This is a genomic window from Streptacidiphilus melanogenes (assembly GCF_000787835.1).
Classification (GTDB): domain Bacteria; phylum Actinomycetota; class Actinomycetes; order Streptomycetales; family Streptomycetaceae; genus Streptacidiphilus; species Streptacidiphilus melanogenes.
This window is the reverse complement of sequence record NZ_BBPP01000025.1, coordinates 68,399-87,691: the sequence shown is the minus strand read 5'-3', so window position 1 is coordinate 87,691 and position 19,293 is coordinate 68,399. Positions and strand designations below refer to the sequence as shown.

At 74.0% G+C, this 19,293-nt stretch carries 14 protein-coding genes and 1 pseudogene; 10 read left to right on the top strand and 5 right to left on the bottom strand.

Going from position 1 to position 19,293, the window contains the following annotated elements; genetic code table 11:
• Nucleotides 1–285: pseudogene (locus TR49_RS43995) on the bottom strand (hypothetical protein); the annotation flags it as partial.
• A 1,726-nt stretch (nucleotides 286–2,011) separates the two neighbouring features.
• Here TR49_RS43995 and TR49_RS24520 point away from each other — a divergent pair.
• The 8 genes from TR49_RS24520 (at nucleotide 2,012) to TR49_RS24485 (ending at nucleotide 10,506) form a co-directional block, all read left to right on the top strand.
• Complete coding sequence (locus tag TR49_RS24520; RefSeq protein ID WP_152627438.1) at nucleotides 2,012–2,782, top strand: hypothetical protein; 771 nt, start codon at nucleotides 2,012–2,014, stop codon at nucleotides 2,780–2,782.
• Nucleotides 2,783–2,839: 57 nt separating this feature from the next.
• Nucleotides 2,840–3,277 carry a phage tail protein gene (locus TR49_RS24515; protein WP_042385260.1) on the top strand — a complete coding sequence of 146 codons (438 nt, stop codon included), beginning with the start codon at nucleotides 2,840–2,842 and terminating at the stop codon, nucleotides 3,275–3,277.
• On the top strand, nucleotides 3,278–3,997 hold the full coding sequence (locus TR49_RS24510) for a CIS tube protein (protein WP_042385259.1): 720 nt from the start codon (nucleotides 3,278–3,280) through the stop codon (nucleotides 3,995–3,997).
• A complete protein-coding gene (locus tag TR49_RS24505; RefSeq protein WP_042385248.1) occupies nucleotides 3,997–5,874 on the top strand; it encodes a VgrG-related protein in 1,878 nt (625 codons plus the stop codon). The genes TR49_RS24510 and TR49_RS24505 overlap by 1 nt, the downstream gene beginning before the upstream one ends.
• Nucleotides 5,875–5,893: 19 nt before the next feature.
• Nucleotides 5,894–6,349, top strand: a complete 456-nt coding sequence (locus tag TR49_RS24500) for a GPW/gp25 family protein (RefSeq protein ID WP_042385245.1) — start codon at nucleotides 5,894–5,896, stop codon at nucleotides 6,347–6,349.
• Complete coding sequence (locus TR49_RS24495) at nucleotides 6,349–8,322, top strand: putative baseplate assembly protein (RefSeq protein WP_042385241.1); 1,974 nt, start codon at nucleotides 6,349–6,351, stop codon at nucleotides 8,320–8,322. The genes TR49_RS24500 and TR49_RS24495 overlap by 1 nt, the downstream gene beginning before the upstream one ends.
• Nucleotides 8,319–8,867, top strand: coding sequence for a phage tail protein (locus tag TR49_RS24490; RefSeq protein WP_042385238.1), 549 nt, complete (start codon nucleotides 8,319–8,321; stop codon nucleotides 8,865–8,867). The genes TR49_RS24495 and TR49_RS24490 overlap by 4 nt, the downstream gene beginning before the upstream one ends.
• A gap of 529 nt (nucleotides 8,868–9,396) precedes the next feature.
• The gene (locus TR49_RS24485; RefSeq protein WP_052434603.1) at nucleotides 9,397–10,506 is read left to right on the top strand and encodes an NADase-type glycan-binding domain-containing protein; all 1,110 of its coding nucleotides are present in this window, start codon (nucleotides 9,397–9,399) and stop codon (nucleotides 10,504–10,506) included.
• A gap of 13 nt (nucleotides 10,507–10,519) precedes the next feature.
• Here TR49_RS24485 and TR49_RS24480 read toward each other — a convergent pair whose 3' ends face one another.
• The gene (locus TR49_RS24480) at nucleotides 10,520–11,350 is read right to left on the bottom strand and encodes an alpha/beta fold hydrolase (protein ID WP_042385233.1); all 831 of its coding nucleotides are present in this window, start codon (nucleotides 11,348–11,350) and stop codon (nucleotides 10,520–10,522) included.
• A 392-nt stretch (nucleotides 11,351–11,742) separates the two neighbouring features.
• On the opposite strand from TR49_RS24480, the gene TR49_RS24475 reads away from it, so the two are divergent.
• Entirely contained in the window at nucleotides 11,743–12,261 is a 519-nt protein-coding gene (locus TR49_RS24475; RefSeq protein WP_152627437.1) for a hypothetical protein, read from the top strand.
• A gap of 58 nt (nucleotides 12,262–12,319) precedes the next feature.
• Here TR49_RS24475 and TR49_RS24470 read toward each other — a convergent pair whose 3' ends face one another.
• Complete coding sequence (locus TR49_RS24470) at nucleotides 12,320–13,207, bottom strand: hypothetical protein (RefSeq protein ID WP_152627436.1); 888 nt, start codon at nucleotides 13,205–13,207, stop codon at nucleotides 12,320–12,322.
• 89 nt (nucleotides 13,208–13,296) lie between these two features.
• On the bottom strand, nucleotides 13,297–14,634 hold the full coding sequence (locus TR49_RS24465; RefSeq protein WP_042385227.1) for a diacylglycerol/lipid kinase family protein: 1,338 nt from the start codon (nucleotides 14,632–14,634) through the stop codon (nucleotides 13,297–13,299).
• A 173-nt stretch (nucleotides 14,635–14,807) separates the two neighbouring features.
• Between TR49_RS24465 and TR49_RS24460 the strand changes: the two genes are divergently transcribed.
• Complete coding sequence (locus tag TR49_RS24460; RefSeq protein WP_042385225.1) at nucleotides 14,808–16,544, top strand: SulP family inorganic anion transporter; 1,737 nt, start codon at nucleotides 14,808–14,810, stop codon at nucleotides 16,542–16,544.
• Here TR49_RS24460 and TR49_RS24455 read toward each other — a convergent pair.
• A complete protein-coding gene (locus tag TR49_RS24455; protein ID WP_042385222.1) occupies nucleotides 16,511–19,261 on the bottom strand; it encodes a cation-translocating P-type ATPase in 2,751 nt (916 codons plus the stop codon). The genes TR49_RS24460 and TR49_RS24455 overlap by 34 nt on opposite strands.
• Nucleotides 19,262–19,293: the final 32 nt, after the last annotated feature.

Below are 19,293 nucleotides of genomic sequence, written 5' to 3'. Positions count from 1 at the left end.
CGCGCCCCGGGGTTCGGCCCCGCCGGCGTCCGCGCCCCAGCGTTCGGCCCCGCCGGCGTCCACGCTGCCCCGGTCGAGGGCCACCACCGCGCCTGCGCCGCAGGGCTCGACGGCCGCTGCCGCACCTGTGCCGCAGGGCTCGACGGCCGCTGCCGCACCTGTGCCGCAGGGCTTGACGCAGGCCACCGCGCCTGCGCCGCAGGGATCCACGGCGGCCGCCGCGTCGGCGTCCGCGCCCCAGGGTTCGGCCCCGCCGGCGTCCGCGCCGCCCCGGTCGAGGGCCACCACCGCGCCTGCGCCGCAGGGCTCGACGCAGGCCACCGCGCCTGCGCCGCAGGGACCGACGGCTGCTGCCGCGCCCGCGCCTGCGGCGCATGGGCAGGCACCGCACCCGCGCGGGGCCGCCTCGTGCGAGCCTGCACTGAACCGACCCGCGCCGAACCGGGCCACCCCGAACCGGCCGACGGCCTCGGCCGCACCGATCCAGCGCGTGACCCGTCCGGGATCTGACGGCCCGCCTGTGTCCGCCGGGTCCGCTGCTGCTGCTCCGCGGGCGAGCGCCGGACCGGCCGGCCCGCAGTCCTCCGACACGACATCGCCCGGCCTGCCGGTGCGTCCTGACTCCGTCGCGGCGGCGGGGAGGATGCAAGGAGTCGGCGCTCCGGCGCCGTCCTCCGCTGCCCCGGCTGGTCCGGTCCAGGGCCCGAGCGCCGGGGAGACGAGGTCGGATTCGTCAGGAGCCACACCCCCCACTGCGCCCGCTGCTCCGGTCCAGCGCTCCACGGCCGCGCCGTCACGTCCTCGACCCGTCGCTGCGCCCGCGTCCGCTCCGCGCTCCGGGGGCTCGGACGCGAGCACACCCGCCCCGGTCGCGCCGCTCCAGTCCGTGGAGCCCGCCGGAAGCGACGGCGTCATGAGCGCGCCGCCCGCCGGCGCGTCGGCGAGTGCCGAACCGGCACCGGTCCAGCGCTCCGTCAGTGCAGAAGCGGACGGCATAGCGGCTTCGTTCGAGGCGGGGGAGCGTCCGGCAGGGCGGTCGACGCCACCGGCGTCGCCGACGCCCAGGCCCGCACCTTCGGTGCAGCGGACCACGACAGAGGCCCCGCGTCCGGCCTCCGGCGCCGCGGCTCCAGCCACGGCGGCGCAGCGTGCTGTGCGGGGACCGGTCGCCCCGGGGCCGCAGCCCGTCTCTCGTCCTCCGGCCACGCCCGACCCGGCCGCGATCCCGCAGACGGCAGCCGAGCTCCCCCGGCCGCTCGGCGGGACGCCCGCGCCCGTTCAGCGTTCAAGCGTGAACTCGGGCGGTGTCAGCCCGGAACCCGAAACCATCGTCATCGCAAAGGACTTCGCATCCGTGAGGAGCGAGGCGACGACTTCGCCCGCGTCGCCGCCCGCTGCTGGTCCGGTCTCCGCACCGCGCCGGGGAGGGGGGCTCGGGGAGCCCAGCCGGGGTGACGCTCAGCCGCCCGGTCCGACTGATGTCGGCTCCGCCGTGCCCGCGCCGCCACCCGTACAGCGGCGGCGTTCGCTGCTCGGGGCGCCGATGACGGCGCCGCCGTCCGGCACCACGTCGCTCGGCCGTGCCCGGGCACCACGCTCGGCACCGGCACGTCCGGCCACTCCTTCTGGCCCGAGCAGTGGTTTCCCCGTGGCGGTCTCGGGGAGTGAGAGTACGTCGCGCGCGCTTCCGGTGCAGCGGCTGACCTCTGACGCCCCCGTGGCGCGAGCGGAGGACGGCACCCCCGGTGGCGGGACCGGGGGAGTGCCGCCTGCGGTGTCGGCCGTGCCGTTGACGTCCTCCTCCGCACCAATGGTCGAGAGCGGTCCCGGGCCTGTCCTGTCCGGCCCTTCGCGTCCGGTGCCCGTCCAGAGGTCGGCGTCGGTGGCGGCAGAGGGGGTTTCCCGCGAGGCCGTCGCCCGGCCGGTGCCTCCCACGCCTGCGGCCACGCCCGTGGCGCCGCGTCCCTCGGGGGCGGCCGCCGAGCCGGTCGCTCCGCCTGTCGTGCGGCCGTTGGCTCCGGCACGTGCCGTCACCCGGCGGGCGGGTTCGCCCGGGTCCGTCACCGCCGTACAGCGGTTGGACGCGCCGCAGGCGGTGCCGCTCCGCGCCGCGCCGGTGGCCGCGGCGGCCGACGCCGCACCCCGCGACGTGCGCGCGGCGTCTCCGCAGCGCCTCCACGGGGCTGGATCGGCGGTGGCGGTGGCGGTGGCGGCGGCGACCGCGGTGCAGCGTGCCGCCTCCGCGCCCGTCACCTCCGCGCCCGTCACCTCCGCGCTCGTCACGCCCGCGCTCGTCACGCCCGCGCGCGTCACGCCCGCGCGCGTCCGGCCGGTGCCGCTGGCGCCGCAGGCCTTCGCCGTGCCGCCCGTGGTGTCCGCGCCCAGCCTGCCCTCGCCCGTCACGCCCGTCCGGCCGGTGTCCCTGCAGCGAGCTCCGCAGGCGCCACCGGCGCGGACCTCGCGGAACACCATGCCCTCGCTGCTCTCCCCGCCCCGTCCAGCCGAGCCTCGGGTGAGCCCCGTGACGGCGACCGCCACCCGCAGTCCGGCCGGTGACGCGCCGCCGCCCGTGCCCTCGCCGCCCGTGCCCTCGCCGCTCGCGCCCACCTCGGCCCGGTACGACGCCGAGCAGATCACCGAGGCGTTCGACGCCCGCATGCTCAAGGAGGGTCAGGTCGACGAGCTGACCCACCGTCTGATCGGACCGCTGACCCGGCTGCTGCGCATGGAGCTGCGGTTCGACCGCGAGCGGGTCGGCAGGCTCCGCGACAACCGCCGTTGACCCGAACCACCACCCAAGCGACCCGCAACTGATCCGCCCGCAGGAAGGCAGCATCCGATGCCCCAGGCACTGGACCCCGGCTCCACCATCTTCTTCCACCTGACCATCGACGGTGAGAGCCTGGGCACCTTCAACACCTGCGAGGGACTGTCCTCCTCCGTCGAGATCCACCAGCACCAGGAGGGCGGCAACAACGGCTTCGTCTGGCAACTGCCCTCCCGGGTGACGTTCTCGAACATCACCCTGAGCCGCCCGCTGACGCCCGACACCTCCAAGGTCGCGGCCTGGATCAGCTCGGTCACCACCGGCATCCACCGCCCGACGGCCCAGATCGCCGCCCTGCGCGCGGACGGTTCGCTCGTCGCCCGCTGGGGCCTGATCGACGTGCTGCCGGTGAGCTGGCGCGGGCCGTCGCTGAACCCGGAGAGCCCGGCGGTGGCCACCGAGACGCTGGAGATCACCCACCACGGCTTCACCGATGCGGGGGCGGCGTAGATGGCGGGCGGCGGCGGGGCCGGCAAGAGCCTGGTCCGGGCGACGATCGCGATCCATGAGCCGCCGCTGGGCGGCGGCACCTCGCCGGGCGGGCTGATCAGCACCTTCAGCTTCGACTTCAACCCTTCCCAGCTGCAGATCAGTCGGCGGGCCACCTGGAAGGCCACCACCACGCCCGGTCACCACGACGGTCCCGTGCCCGAGTACATGGGACCGGACCCGCGGGAGCTCTCGGTCGAGATCTTCCTGGACCGTTCGCAGACCCCGGACAGCAACGAGGTGCGCAAGAACGTCGAGTCGTTGTTCTCCTGCTGCGAGACGACGGCGTCCAGCATCGCCGCCAACAAGCCGTCCACGCCCTGGGTGATCTTCCAGTGGGGTGCCTTCTCCACCGCGCGCTTCAACGCCTACGTGACCTCGGTCGACGCCACCTACACCCTGTTCAGCACGACCGGGGTGCCGATCCGCGCCACCTGCCGGGTCCAGTTGCGCGAGGTGCCGGGCCAGACGGCGGGGCAGAACCCCACCTCCGGCGCGCTCACCGCCCGCCGCGTGCACCGGGTGGTCGCGGGCGACTCGCTGCAGTCGCTGGCCTGGCGCGAGTACGGGGACGCCACCGCCTGGCGGGCCATCGCCGAGGCCAACGGCATCGACGACCCCGCGCAACTGCACCCCGGCACCGCCCTGATGCTTCCCGCCGCCGAGGAGGTCGGTCGCTGATGCCCGAGTTCAGCTACTCCAACATCCTCCATGTCGAGATCGGCGGCGCGAAGCTGACCGACGCCGTCGCCCGCCATCTCGTCGGCGGGTGGATCGACTTCGCCGCGGGCGTGCCGGGCGCGTTCGAGCTGACCTTCCGCGACCACGAGCGGCTCGTGCTGCGCGACACCGGGGCCAAGCTCGGCACCAAGGTGGTGCTGGCACCGGTCTCCGACGGCAAGGGCGCCCAGTCGCCGCTGCTCACCGGCGAGATCACCGCGCTGGAGAGCGACTACGACAACACCGGCAGCTTCACCGTCGTGCGCGGGTACGACCTGGGCCACCGCATGCTGCGTCAGCGCCGGGTGCAGGCCTACCGGAACATGACCGCCTCCGACATCGCCCGCCGCCTCTGCGCCAAGGACGGCGTGCCGGTCGGCAGCATCCACGCCACCACCACGGTCTACGACTTCATCACCCAGGCCAACGTCGCCGACTGGGACTTCCTCGGCCGCCTCGCGGACGAGAACGACATGGTGATGTCGCTCAGCCCGCGCGGGACGTTCCAGTTCGTCAAGCGCGCCTCCGCCGCCGGGGCGCCACCGGTGAGCAGCGACACCGACCCGCTGGTCCTGAAGGCGTTCAAGGACATTCTGCGCTGCCGCGCCGCCGTCACCTCCGCCGACCAGGTCGCCGAGGCCGTGGCCCGTGGCTGGGACGTGACGGCCAAGCGGACCCTGGTCAGCAGGGAGCCCGCGGTCGACAACCCGGCCATCGCGATCGGCGTCACCCCTGCCGCGGCGGTCTCCGCCTTCGGCGAGGCCACCCGGGTCGAGACGGACCTCCCCTACGACACGCAGGCGGAGGTGAAGAACGCCGCCGCCTCGCTGTCCGACGACATCACCGCCTCCTTCGCGGAGTTGGAGGTGACCGTCCGCGGCAACCCCAAGCTGCGGCCGGGCGTTCCGGTCGCGCTCTCCGCCGTGGGCGAGCCCTTCGAGGGCAAGTACACCGTGACCGGCGCGCGCCACAGCTTCGGCGACAGCCGCCACTACGAGGTCCAGCTGACCGTCAGCGGCCGCCAGTGGCGCTCCCTCTACGGCCTCGCCTCCGGCGGCGACGGCGGCGCGCCGCGCCTGCCCGGCGTCGCCAACGCCGTGGTCACCGACATCAAGGACCCGCTCAAGCAGGGCCGGGTCAAGCTGCGCTTCCCCTGGCTGGACGACACCTACGTCAGCGACTGGACCCGCAGCATGCAGTTCGGCGGCGTGAACGGCGGCGGCCTGATCGGCTTCGACGTCGAGGACGAGGTGCTGGTCGCCTTCGACCGCGGCGCCCTGGACCACCCCTACGTCATCGGCGGCCTCTACAACGGCAAGGACCAGCCCGGCCGCAGCGACGTCCAGCCCTACGACGGCACCAGCGGCAGGACCGTCCGGCACACCCTGGCCGACCGCAGCGGCAACCGCCTGGACCTGCTCGACCAGCGCCTCGGCACCAAGCGCGGGGTCCGACTGCGCACCGGCGACGACCGGTTGACGATCAGTCTGGACCGTACCGAGACCGAGATCACCGTCGACAGTGCGGGCAGCGTCAGCATCAAGGGCGGCACGTCGGTCTCCGTGAAGGCGGGCGCGAGCCTGTCGTTGGAGGCGGGCGCCGACGTGTCGGTCAAGGCCGGCGGCGTCGTCAGCATCGAGTCGGGCGGCGCGGTCAGCGTCCGGGGCACCGCCGTCGCGATCAACGCGCTCGGGGCGCTGGAGATGAACGCGATCGGCGCGGCCGTGCTCGCGGGGGAGGGGTCCCTCGCCCTCACCTCCCCACTGAACATCGACATCGCGGGGACGAACGTCGCGATGGTCGGCGTGGTCACCGCCAACGGATTGCCGGTCGTCTGATGGCAGAGGTGATCATCTGATGGCCGAACAGTTCGTCGGCAGTGGTTGGGCGTTCCCGATGCGGATCAGCCCCACCGGCGGCATCGCCCTGGTCAGCGGGGAGCGCGAGATCGAGGAGGCGATGCGGCTGGTGCTGGCCACCGCACCGGGGGAGCGGCCGATGCGGCCCGAATTCGGGTGCGCCATCCACGACATGGTCTTCGCCCCCGTCAACGAGGCCACCGCGGGCCGGATCCAGCACGAGGTCTTCGTCAGCCTGGACCGGTGGGAGCCGCGCATCGAGGTCGAGGACGTGGAGGTGACCGCCGGCGACGATCAGGCGGTGCTCTACATCGACGTCCGCTACTCGATCCGCGGCACCAACAACCCGCGCAGCCTGGTCTTCCCCTTCTACGTCATCCCCGAGCACGACGAACCGGCCGGGGACTCCCCGGGCCCGCGACCGCCGCGACCGTCCACCGAAAGCGACCGCTGATGGCACTGCCCTCTCCCAACCTCGACGACCGCCGCTTCCAGCAGTTCGTCGACGACGCCAAGCGCTACATCCAGCAGCGCGCCCCGGAGTGGACCGACCACAACGTGTCCGACCCGGGCGTCACGCTCGTCGAGACGGTCGCGCACATGGCGGACCAGATCGTCTACCGGCTCAACCGGGTGCCGGAGAAGAACCACCTGGCCTTCCTCGACCTCATCGGCATCACCCTGTTCCCGCCCTCCGCGGCGCGCGCCCAGGTCACCTTCTGGTTGTCCGCGCCGCTGGACGAGCCGGTCCGGCTGGCGGTCGGCACCGAGGCCGCCACCGCCCGCACCGAGAGCGAGGAGGCGACGGTCTTCGCCACCGAGCGCGAACTCACCATCGTGCCGTGCTCGTTGGCGCACGTGGTGGTGCAGCGCAACGGGGAGCCGACCGTCGACCGCACCTCGGACCTGGCCGAGGGCAAGGACCTGATGTGCTTCGCCGAGGCCCCACAGCCAGGCGACAGCATGCTCCTCGGCCTCAGCAACGCGGTCCCGCACTGCGCGGTCGCGCTGACCCTGGACAGCCGCGTCGACGGCGTCGGCGTGGACCCGCGGCAGCCCCCGCTGGTCTGGGAGGCCTGGACGGAGGACGGCTGGGCCGAGTGCGAGGTGGACCGCGACGGGACCGGCGGCCTCAACCGCCCCGGCGAGGTGGTGCTGCACGTCCCCGGCGGCCACGTGAAGTCCCGCACCGGACGACAGGAGGCCGGCTGGCTGCGCTGCCGGGTCACCGAGCCCCACCCCGGCCAGCCCTTCTACACCACCTCGCCGACCGTGCGCAGCGCCGAGGCCTTCACCATCGGTGGCACCACCGGCGCCGTGCACGCCGAGACGGTCCGCGACGAGCTGCTGGGCGAGTCCACCGGGCTGCCCGGCCAGCGGCTGCGGCTCGCCCACGCCCCCGTCGTCGGCGACGTCCCCCCGCTGCACCTCCAGGTCGGCGGCGAGGACGGGTGGGAGGACTGGGAGGTCGTCGCCCACTTCGCCGCCTCCGGCCCCGAGGACCGCCACTTCACCCTCGATGCCGCCACCGGCGAGATCGCCTTCGGCACCGCCGTCCGCGAGAGCGACGGCACCCTGCGCCAGTTCGGCGCGGTGCCGCCCAAGGGCGCGGCCATCCGCGCCCGGCAGTACCGCACCGGCGGCGGCCGCTCCGGCAACGTCGCCCGCGGCGCCATCCAGGTGTTGCGCAGCTCCGTCCCCTACGTGGCCGAGGTCGTGAACCGCGAGGCCGCCACCGGCGGCGTCGACGGTGAGACCGTCGAGGAGGCCAAGACCCGCGCGCCCGTCACGCTGCGCGCCCAGGACCGCGCCGTCACCCTGCGCGACTACGAGGAGCTGGCCCGCCGCGCCGCGCCGGAGACCGCCCGGATCACCTGCCTGGAGGGCGAGGCCGACCAGCACGGCGCCCACGCGGTGCGGGTCCTGGTCGTCCCGCAGGCGGTGCCCGATCCCGGCGGCCGCCTTCGCTTCGAGCAACTCGTCCCGGCCGACGCGCTGTTGGAGCGCATCACCGACTACCTCGACGAGCGACGGCTGATCGGCACCCGCCTGGCCGTCGGCCCGCCGTTCTACCAGGGCGTCACCGTCGTCGCCACGCTGCACGCCTTCCGCGGCGCGGACACCGACCGGGTCCGGCGGCAGGTCCACGACGCGCTCTACCGCCACCTCGACCCGCTGGTCGGCGGCGCGCTCGGGACCGGCTGGCCGTTCGGCCGCCCGGTGCAGTCCGGCGAGATCTTCGCCGTGCTGCAGCGGGTGCCCGGCGTCGAACTCGTCGACCAGGTGCTGCTCCACCCCGCCGATCCGCTCACCGGCAAGCGCGGCGACGCCACCGACCGTATCGACCTCGATGCGCCCTCGCTGGTCTTCTCTTTCGACCACCGGGTCCGGGTTGTCGGCGGCATCGGTGCGGGGGACCTGACGTGAGGGGCTCCGTCGACGGGCTCGGCTCCTCCGCGCCGCTGACGGACATGCTTCCGGCCGTCTTCGCCGAGGACGACCTGGCGCAGCGCTTCGTCGCCGGGCTGGACGAGGTGCTGGCCCCCCTGCACAACGTCCTCGACTGCCTGGACGCCTACTTCAGCCCTGCGTTGGCCCCGGCCGACTTCGTGCGCTGGCTCGCCGAGTGGGTCGGCGCCGAGGTCGACGGCACCGAGGAGGAGGCGCTGCTGCGCGCGGCCGTCGCCGCGGCCGCGCGCCTGCACCGCATCCGCGGCACCCGCCGCGGCCTCGCCGAGGCGGTGCGTCTCGCCTTCGGCGTCGAGCCGGAGATCTCCGAGAGCGGCGGCGTGGCCTGGGACGCCCGCCCGCTGGGCCCCGTGCCGGGCGAGCGCCGCCCCCGACTGCACGTCACCCTGGCGCTGCCGCAGCCCACCCCGCTCGACCAGCACCGGCTGGAGGCCCTGGTCTCCGCCGCACGTCCCGCCCACATGCCCTACACGGTCCAGGTGACCGCGCTCGAAAGGACCTGACGTGACCAGCCAGAACGCCGACGCGGGCGGCAACGGGCCACAGGCCTGCCCCGAGTGCGGCACCCCGCCCACCCCCGGCCAGTCCTTCTGCGACGGCTGCGGCGCGGTCCTCACCTGGACCTCGAGTTCTTCGCGCGGTCGCGGCCCGGCAGGCTCCGTCGGGTCGGGAGCCGGGCCAGGCGCGGCCGGTGCGGCTGAGGCCCCGTCCGGCTTCGCTGGGTCGGGTGCCGGGAGTGCGGCAGCGGGCGGCCGGTCGGCTGACGCCGGTTCGGGCCCTGGCACACCGGGTGCTCCCGGCTCCGCCGGGGCCTCCTCCGGCTTCGCTGGGTCGGGTGCCGGGAGTGCGGCAGCGGGCGGCCGGTCGGCTGACGCCGGTTCGGGCCCCGGCACACCGGGTGCTCCCGGCTCTGCCCGGGCCTCCTCCGGCTCTTCGGGCGCCGGGGCCGTTTCAGGGGGTGGTTCGTCGGTTGACGCCGGATGGAGTCCCGGCGCGCCGGGTGCTCCCGGCTCCGCTGCAGCCTCTTCCGGGATGGGCGGGACGCGATCCGGAGTCGGCGCCGCCGGGGGCGGCCCCGGCGATGCGGGCGGCGCTCTCGGCCCGGCAGGCTCCGCCGCCCCGGGCGGGGCGGCGATCCCCGCGCCCGCCGCCTCTCCCGAGGAGGCGCCCACCGAGCCCCTGCCGACCGCTGCGACCGCCGCGGACGTCGGGCCGGATCCCGCCGCTGTCGCGGCGGCTGCCGCGGCGGAGCGGGCGCGGGCGTTGCTGGTGCCCGTCTCCGACGCGCAGCAGCACGAGGCCACGCCGGCGATCGTGCCGGTGTTGCCGGGACGTCCGGCCGCCGCGCGGCCGAGCGTGCAGGCGCCGGGGGCCGAGCTCGGCGACGAGGGCGGGACGCCCTGTCCCTGGTGCGGTACCGGTAACCGGCCGGACCGGCACTTCTGCCGCCGCTGCGCCATGTCGATGGAGGGGCGTCCCGAGGACCCGCCCAAGCTCGCCTGGTGGCGGCGTCTGCCGGGCTTCGGTCCTCGCCGCAACCCGTGGGCGGGCGAGCGGCCCCGGCTGCGCAGCGACTGGAGCCGGGTCCTCGGCTGGCTGGTCGCGGCCGCGGCGGTGGCGCTGGTCATCACGCTCGCGGTCGACAGCGGCTCCGTGGCGCAGACGGTGGGCGACCACTTCTCCAAGCGCGTCCTCATCCCGCCGGACACCTCGAAGACCAGCGCGTCCAACTCCTATCCGAAGCACGGCCCCCAACTGGCCTTCGACGAGCACAACAACACCTGGTGGGGGCCCGGCTTCACGGGGGACGACGCGGGCCGGTGGATCCAGGCGGGGTTCGACCAGCCGGTCGACCTGCTCGACGTCGTCATCAGCCCCGGCGAGTCGACGAACGCGTCCGACCTCGACAGCTCCGCGCTGCCGCAGAACCTGGAGGCCGACGTCACGACGGCGGACGGCAAGGTCCACACGACCACGCTGACGCTGGATCCGAACGTCGGGCCGCAGACCCACGCGTTGCGCTTCGACAGCGTCGTCTCGGTCCGCTTCGTCATCCGCTCGGCCTACAACGCCTCCGCCACCAAGCAGGTCGCCATCGCCGAGATCGAGTTCTTCGGCCCCTCGCGCGGCAGCGGGAGCTGAACCGCGTTCGCGGTCAGGCCAGGAACGAGAGCAGTTGCTCGTTGACCTCGTCGGCGTGGGTCCAGCAGAGGCCGTGACCCGCGCCGTCGACGGCCACGAACCGGCTGCCCTTGATCAGTTCGTGCGTGCGAGGGCCGCAGGCCTCGATCGGGAGCACCCGGTCCTCGGTGCCGTGGAGGACCAGGACCGGGATGTCGATCTTGGGGAGGTCGGCGCGGAAGTCGGTGTGCCAGGTGGGCACGCAGGCGATCGTGCCGGTCGGCGAGGCTCCCACCGCCGTGTTCCAGGCGTCCTGGACCTCCTCGGGACTGATCCGCTTGCCGAGCGTCTGGTCGAGGTTGAAGAAGTTCTTGTTCCACTCGGTGAAGTAGGCCGCCCGGTCGGCGGTCAGCCCCGCCGCGATGTCGTCGAACACCTTCTGGGGCACGCCGTTGGGGGTCTCGGCCGTCTGCAGCAGGTAGGGCGGGACGCCCGAGACGATGACCGCGCGCCGGATCCGCTCGGAGCCGAACGTGCCGAGGTAGCGGGCGATCTCACCGCCGCCCATGGAGTGGCCGACCAGGTCGGTGTCGCGCAGGTCGAGCGCGGTCAGCAGGGCCTGCAGGTCGGCGGCGAAGGTGTCGTAGTCGTAGCCGGTGGTGGGCTGGCTGGAGCGGCCGAAGCCGCGGCGGTCGTAGGTGATCACGCGCCGTCCGGCGGCCAGCAGGGCGCGCTCCTGGCGCTCCCAGGCGCGGCCGCTGAGGGGGAAGCCGTGGATGAGGACGACGGGCCGCCCTTGGCCGTGGTCCTCGTAGTAGAGCTCGATCGGGGCGGAGTTCTCCTGGCCGACGGTGACGAAGGGCATGATCCGACTCCTGGATGCGGGGGATGCGGCCGTCAGGGGACTGCTCGGGCAATCCCGCGGCACGCGAGAGGGGGTGGCGGTCTGCCACGACCCGAAGACCAATCAAGCACATCCCGGCGGGGTACGCCCTGGCACGTTCGACCATCGTGGTGGTCGCCCAGGGGCGCTCCGCGGGGGCGGCGGCAGGTGTTCTGACGGCCTGCCCGGTCGGCTCTCGCCCGGGCCCTTCGGCCCCGTGCGAAGGGCCGAAGGGCCCTTCCCGGTCCGATCACGCCGGGGCCGACACTGAGGCGTACATCCGTATCCGTGTGCGTCACGGACGCCCGCACCGGCCAGGGGGAGGTGTCGCCGGGCACCCGCGAGGTGCCGGCGCTGAGAAGGAGGGCAGTGACATGCCCACTGCTGCATCGGCGCATCGTGCGCCCAAACCCCCTGGCACGCCCCTGGCGGAGACGATGCTGATCGTCGGTCTGTCCGTGGCGGCTTTCGCCGCGGCGCACGCCGTCGAGGGCGTGGTCGGGATCGCCCGGGACATCTTCGGCGGCACGCCGTCCGAGGACGGGGCCGTGTCGTCCGAGGGCCGCTCTCCCGGCCCGCGCCCGTCCGCGGACCCCGGCTCGCGGTCGACGGCGCATCAGGCGGCCGGTCTGGTCCTCATCGTCGGGGCCGCCTGCACCGTGCGGCTCGTGCGCCGGCTGCTCGCGGACCTGATCGAGGCGGTCCGGGACATCGGCGGAGGAGCCCGGCCTGCGCAGGGGGTGCGCCGGGCGACGAAGGCCGCGGGCGCCGTGGCGTCCTCGAGCGGCTCCCTCCCGGTGCGGCGTCAGCCGGTCGAGGGCCACGCGCACGTCAAGGGGCGGGTCCGGACCACCCTGGGCCGCAGGACCGTGCCGAGCGCGGACGCGAGGTGACGGCTTCGGGGTGACGGTCGCGAGGTGACGGCCGGGGGGGTGACGACGGGCCCGGGCGTCAGTCGGCGTCCTCGGACCGACGGTCGCGCGCCCGGCGGCGCAGCTGCCACCACGCGCCGACCCCGACCGACGCGACCGTCAGCACGACGACCAGCAGCGGCCACTGGCGGTCGGCCAGGGTGGCGCCGGTGAGCAGGACGGCCAGCACCAGGCCGACGACGAGCACGACCGAGACCGCCGCACGCACGCCGGCCGCCACCAGACCGGGATCCGCACCGGCCTGGGCCTGCGCGTCGTCGGCCGGGGGCGCGGTTGCGGTCCCGAAGTAGAACGTGCACGCTCGCTCGGCGATCGCCCGGCCCGCGCGCCGGTACGAGACCGTCATGTACGGCAGCCACACCAGCGGGACCACCATCCCGACCACGATGACGACGGTGAGCAGCAGCCACTGGCCGACACGGGTGAGCCACGAGACGGGCGCCTCGGCCCCCTCGACGGCGCGCAGCCCCAGGATGCTCGCCATCCGCATGGTCACCTGCCACAGCCCCGCCGTCCGCCCGTTCCCGGCGGACACGGCGACCGCGTCCGCCGGTGTCAGGGCGAGCGCCGCGGCGGCGGACTCGGTGTCGGGGTGGGCCCCCTGCAGCACCAGCAGCTCGGCCGCACGCGCGGGAGTCCGTGGATCGTGTCCGGCCAGGGCGGCCAGCTCCAGCACGAACTGCGCCTGGGCGAGCAGCGCCCGGCAGAACGCGACCGGGATCCACACCAGGAACGGCCCGCCGACGAACGCGCCCTCGGTGACCGAGGCGCGCACCCCGTGCGCGACCGTCTCGGCCTGGAGGCGTTCCGCGTCGGCGTCCGGCAGGCGATGCCGCAGCCCTTCCACGCGTGCCCGGGCGCGCGGGCCCATCTCGCGGACGGCGAAGGCGGCGAGCTCCTCCGGCATGCGTGTGGGATCGGACCGGAGACGGCGCAGCAGTGAGCGTGCCCGTGCCTCAGCGGGATCGTCGGAGCGGTCGGGGCGTGCCTCCGCCGTCACCGCTGTTCCTCCGCCTCTGGCGGCAGTGCGCTGCCGAGCGCGAGTGCGACGAGCCGCCGCCAGTCCAGCGGGCCTCCGGGCGCCGCCGGCACGCCCGGCCGGTTCCTGGGGACCAGCACCCTGAGCGCGCCCGCCCTGACGACGCAGCTCACGGGTGGGGGCAGGCGCAGCGCCTCCCCGTCCACCCCGACGGGGACGGTCGCCGCCGGGGAGTCGACGGTGACCTGGTGGGCCGTCAGCACGGTCAGCGCCGCCGCCCGCCTGCCGAGGAGCGCGACCTCCGCCGCCTGGGCAGCGTTGGCGACCCTGACGGCGACGACGCCCAGCACGCCCCCGTCCAGTCGGGGCCGCCGGGCGGCCCCGAGCGGCTGTGCGCCCGCGTACGGGTTGTTGCTCACCAGCAGAGCCTGCGGGGCGGACAGCGCGACCTCGTCGGCGACGGCCTCCAGCCGCTCGCCGGAGTAGCCCAGCAGCAGGTCGGGCAGCGCCTCCAGCGCCGTGCCGGCCTTGGCGTCGCGGTACTCGGGGCTCTGCACGATCTCCGCGTAGACGCCGAAGGAGACGGTGTTGACGAACGGCAGGCCGTTCACCGTGCCCAGGTCGACCAGCAGTTCCTCGCCGTCGGTCAGCGCGGCGAGGGCGCGGGAGGGGTCGGCGCGGTCCAGGCCGAGGTCCATGGCGAAGTGGTTGCGGGTGCCGGCCGGCAGCACCAGGAAGGGCAGCCCGTGCTCCGCGGCGACGGCGGCCACCAGCGCCTGGGTGCCGTCGCCGCCCGCCACGCCGAGCAGGTCGGCGCCCTCGGCCACCGCGCGGCGTGCGAGTTCGGCCACGTCGACGGGCTCGCCGGAGGTGTCCAGCAGCACCACCCGGGCGCCCAGCGCCTTGGCCTTGCCGACCAGGTCGAACTGGCCCACCTTGCCTCCGCCCGAGCGCGGATTCATGATCAGGACGGGCTGCCTCGGCGGCGTGCGGCGCACCGCGGGCATGCCGCCCGGCGGCCGCACCATCCGCAGCGCGGACCGGGCGCAGAGCGCGGCCGCGGCCCAGAGGACGAGCGCGGCGACCGCCTCCGCCCACACGCCCTTGTCGGTGTAGGCGACCAGGACGACCACCAGAGCGCCCACCACCAGCAGGGCCCCGATCCAGCGCACCACGCCCCGGTGCGCCACCGCGAGCCACATCCCGACCGCCGTGACCACGAGGCCGCACAGTCCGAGCAGCAGGATCAGCAGGCCGCCCAGCCCGGACGTGGCCACCAGCACGACGACCGCGGCCAGCCCGGCGAGCAGGGCCAGCCAGGCCAGCAGGCGGGCGCGGGAGCGAGCCGACACCATCCGGAATCACTCCTTCCTTCTCTACTGCGATGATGACCCCTCAGCCCGGCCTCGGCCACCACCGCCCCACCGGTCGAACGCCCTGGTCGACACGGGCCCGTGGACCGGCCCGGCCGAAGGGGCCGGCGGGCCCCTCGCGAGGCATCATGAGGAGGCGCGACGGAAGGAGTCCGATGTCTGCCGGTGCCCCTGACGAAGGTTGGCGCCGCGTGGTCCCGGCCCTGCCGGGCCTCGCCGTCCTGCGCCGCTACCACCGCGACTGGCTGCGCGGCGACCTGCTGGCCGGCCTCACCGTGGCCGCCTACCTCGTGCCGCAGGTCATGGCCTACGGCAGCGTGGCCGGCCTGCAGCCGGTCACCGGGCTGTGGGCGATCCTCCCGGCGATCGTGCTCTACGCCCTCTTCGGCTCCTCGCGCCTGCTGTCGGTCGGGCCCGAGTCGACGACCGCACTGATGACCGCGACGGTCGTCGCGCCGATGGCCGGCGGGGACGCCGGGCGCTACGCCGTCCTGGCGGCCACCCTCGCCTTCGTGGTCGGCCTGCTGTGCGTGGTGGCCTGGCTGGCCCGGCTCGGCTTCGTCGCCGACCTGCTGTCGCGGCCCGTGCTGATCGGCTACCTGGCCGGTGTCGCGCTGATCATGATCGTGGATCAGCTGTCCAAACTGACCGGGATCGACGTGCGCGGGGAGGGGTTCTTCCCGCAGCTGAAGTCGTTCGCCGCCGACATCACCGAGGCCCACCTGCCCACCGTGGTCTTCAGCCTCGCCACGCTGCTCTTCCTGCTGCTGGTGGCCAGGTTCCTGCCGCGCCTGCCCGGCCCGCTGCTGGCCGTCGTGCTCGGCACCGCCGTCTCGGCGGCCTTCTCGCTCAAGGACCACGGCATCGCGGTGATCGGCGACATCCCCGCCGGGCTGCCCCGCCCCAAGCTGCCCGAGCTGGGCCAGCTGCACCATCTGGCGCTGCCCGCGATGGGCATCCTGCTGGTCGGCTACACCGACTTCATCCTCACCGGGCGCGCGTTCGCCAAGCGCGACGACCAGCCGCAGCTGGACGCCAACCAGGAGCTGCTGGCCCTCGGCGCGGTCAACATCGGCGCGGGCTTCTTCCAGGGCTTCCCCGTCAGCAGCAGCGCCAGCCGCACCGCCATCGGCGAGTCGACGGGCGCGAAGAGCCAGGTGTACACCCTGGCGGCCGGGCTCGGCGTGGTCGCCGTGCTGCTCTTCCTCAGCCCGCTGCTGCACGACACCCCCGACGCGGTGCTGGGCGCTCTGGTGGTGTTCGCCGCCGTCCGGATGATCGACCTCGCGGGGTTCCGCAAACTCTCGTCCTTCCGCCGCGGCGAGCTGCTGCTCGCGCTCGCCTGCCTGGTCGGCGTGCTGGCCCTGGACATCCTCTACGGCGTGCTGGTCGCGGTGGGACTGTCGGTGGTGGAGCTGCTGAGCCGCGTCGCCCGACCGCACGACGCCGTGCTCGGCGTGGTGCCGGGCATGGCCGGGATGCACGACGTCGACGACTACCCGGAGGCGCGGACCGTCCCCGGACTGGTCGTCTACCGCTACGACTCGCCGCTCTTCTTCGCCAACGCCGAGGACTTCCGCCGCCGCGCGCTGGCAGCCATGGAGGACCAGCCCGGCCCGGTGCGGTGGTTCGTCCTCAACACCGAGGCCAACGTCGAGGTGGACATCACCGCGCTGGACTCCGTCGACTCCCTGCGGCTGGAACTGGAGGAGCGCGGGATCGTCTTCGCGCTGGCCCGCGTCAAGCAGGACCTGCTCGACGACCTCGACGCCTACGGCCTCGTCGAGTCCGTCGGCGCGGAGCGGATCTTCCCCACCCTGCCCACCGCCGTGGAGGCGTACCGCTCCTGGGCCCGCGATCAGGGGATCGCCGACGCCGGCTCGCCCGGCTGATCCGGGGCCGGTCGACGGCGCGCGAGGAACTTGCCCAGCTCCCACACCAGCAGCAGCGCGACGGCGGCCAGCAGCGCCCAGCCGAACTGCCGGACGTTGATGTCGGTGGTCCCCAGAATCCGGTTGAACGCGTCCATCTGGGTGACCAGCACCGCCAGCACGAACTCGCCCAAGGCGGCCCAGTTCATCTGCCGACTGTCGAAGGTGCTGACGCGCAGCACCGATTCGCGCTCACTGCGGCACTCGTACGCCGCCACGATCAGACAGAGCGCGAAGGCGGTGAACGCGATCGACTGGCCGACCTGCGTGCTTCCGTAGTGCGCCTCGCCCAGCTTGATCAGCGCCAGCAGCAGCGCGGTGATGGCCAGCCCGGCCAGCCCCACGGTGACCACGACGGGCCGGGTCAGCACCGACTCCCCGCGCGGACGCGGGACGCGCCGCATCAGTCCGGTGCTCTCCTTGTCGAAGCCCAGCGCGAAGCCGAACGGGGCGTTGACGACGAAGTGGACCCACAGCACCTGCGGCGGAGTGAACGGTTCGCCCGCCGCGATGTTGAGGACCGTGGCGCCGAGGAAGGTCAGCACGAACGTCACGAGCAGCACCAGGACGAACCGGATGTACTTGGTGAGGTTGTCGTAGAGCTTCCGGCCCTCCTCCACCGCGTAGACGATGGTGGCGAAGTTGTCGTCCGCGAGGACCATGCGGCTGGCGTTCTTGGCCACGTCGGTGCCGCTGCCCATGGCGATGCCGATGTCGGCGGCCTTGATGGCGGGGGCGTCGTTGACCCCGTCGCCCGTCATCGCGACCACGTCGCCCTTCTTCTTGAGCGTGGCGGCGAGCAGCACCTTGTGTTCCGGCGCGACCCGGCCGACCACGCCGATGCCGTCGATCCGTGCCAGCCGTTCCTGCTCCGACAGCGCCGCGAAGTCGGTGCCGAGCAGGGCCTCGCCCTCGATGCCCAGCTGCCGCGCGATGGCCGCGCCGGTGGTGACGTCGTCGCCGGTGACCATACGCACCCGGATGTGCGCCGCCTTCGCGCTCGCCACCGCCGCCTTCGACTCCTCGCGCGGCGGGTCGACCATGGCCACCAGGCTGGTGATGCGCAGGTCCCTGACATGCGCCAGCAGGTCGCCCTCCGGGTCGAAGTCCGCCGGGTCCAGGTCCCGGAAGGCCGCGGCCATCACCCGCAGCCCCTCGCCGCCCATCCGCTCGGTCTGTGCCTGCGCGCGCCCGCTCAGCTCCGGGTCCCACGGGATGTCCGCGCCGGCCGACAGGGCGGTGGTGACGCGGGACATCACCGCGGGCGCCGCGCCCTTGACGAAGCAGCGCACCACCGGCCGGCCGGAGGCGTCCTTGGCCTCGTTGAAGCTGGCCATCAGCTTGTAGCCGGGGTCGAAGGGCAGCGTCGCCACCCGGGGGAAGCGGTCCCTGGTGCCCTCGATGTCCAAGCCCGCCTTGTACCCGAGAACGAGCAGCGCTCCCTCGGTCGGGTCGCCCACGACCGCGTCGTCCACCAGCTTGGCGTCGTTGGCGATGAGGTAGGGCAGGACGGCGTCCTCGATGCTCTCGGCCGAGCCCACGGCGTGGTGGACCTTGCCCTCCAGCCGGTAGCCCGTGCCCGAGACGGTGTAGCGGTCGGTGGGGCTGAGCACCTCGACGACCGTCATCTGGTTCATGGTCAGGGTGCCGGTCTTGTCGGAGTTGATGGCCGAGGTGAACCCGAGGGTCTCCACCGACGGCAGCTCCTTCACGATCGCGTGCCGCTTGGCCAGGTTCAGGCTGCCGACGGAGAGGATCACCTGGCTCACCGTCGGCAGCGCCTCCGGGATGGCCGCGATGGCCAGCGACACCGCGCTGACGAACAGGGCGTCCCAGGCCTGGTCGCGGCTGCGGCCGAGGGCGAACATCACGATCATGGTCAGACCGGCGGCCCCGGCGATCCACAGCGTCAGCGTGTTCAGCTCCCGGGTGAGCGGCGACTGCTCGGTCTCGGTGGCCGACAGCATTCCGGAGATCTTGCCCAGCTCGGTCTCCGACCCGGTCGCCGTGACCACCAGCAGGGCGCTGCCGTGGGTGACCGGGGTGTTCATGAACGCCATGTTCGTCTGGTCGCCGGGGGAGAGCTGCGTGCCGGTCAGCGCGACGGCGTCCTTCGACGCCGGGACGCTCTCGCCGGTCAGCGCGGACTCGTCGATCTGCAGCGCGCTGGCCTGGACGATCCGGCCGTCCGCGGGCACCTCGTCGCCCGCCGAGATCAGCACCACGTCCCCCACGACCAGCTGTTCCGCCGGGAGTTCCGTCTCCGCCCCGTCCCGCCTGACCCGCGCCGTGGCCTTCATCATCGACTTCAGCGCGTTCATCGCGCTCTCGGCCTTGCCCTCCTGGCGCAGGCCCACGACCGCGTTGAACAGGGTGAGCGCGATCAGCAGGATGCCCGTCGACCACTCCTTGATCGCCAGCGAGACGATCGCCGCCGCCACCAGGATGATCTGCATGTAGCTGCGGTACTGGTCGAGGAAGCGCAGCCACTCGGGCCGCGCCTGCTCCTCGGGCAGCGCGTTCGGCCCGTGCGCGGCCAGCAGTTCGGCGGCGCGGCTCTCGCTGAGTCCCGTGGCCGGATCCACACCGAGCCGGCTCGCCACCTCCTGCGCGGGGCGCGCGTACCACGGCACCGCGTCGACGTCCGGGGCCCCGCCGCCACCCGCCTGCTCAGCCATGCGTCTCACTCCGATCCTGTTCCCGACGCGAC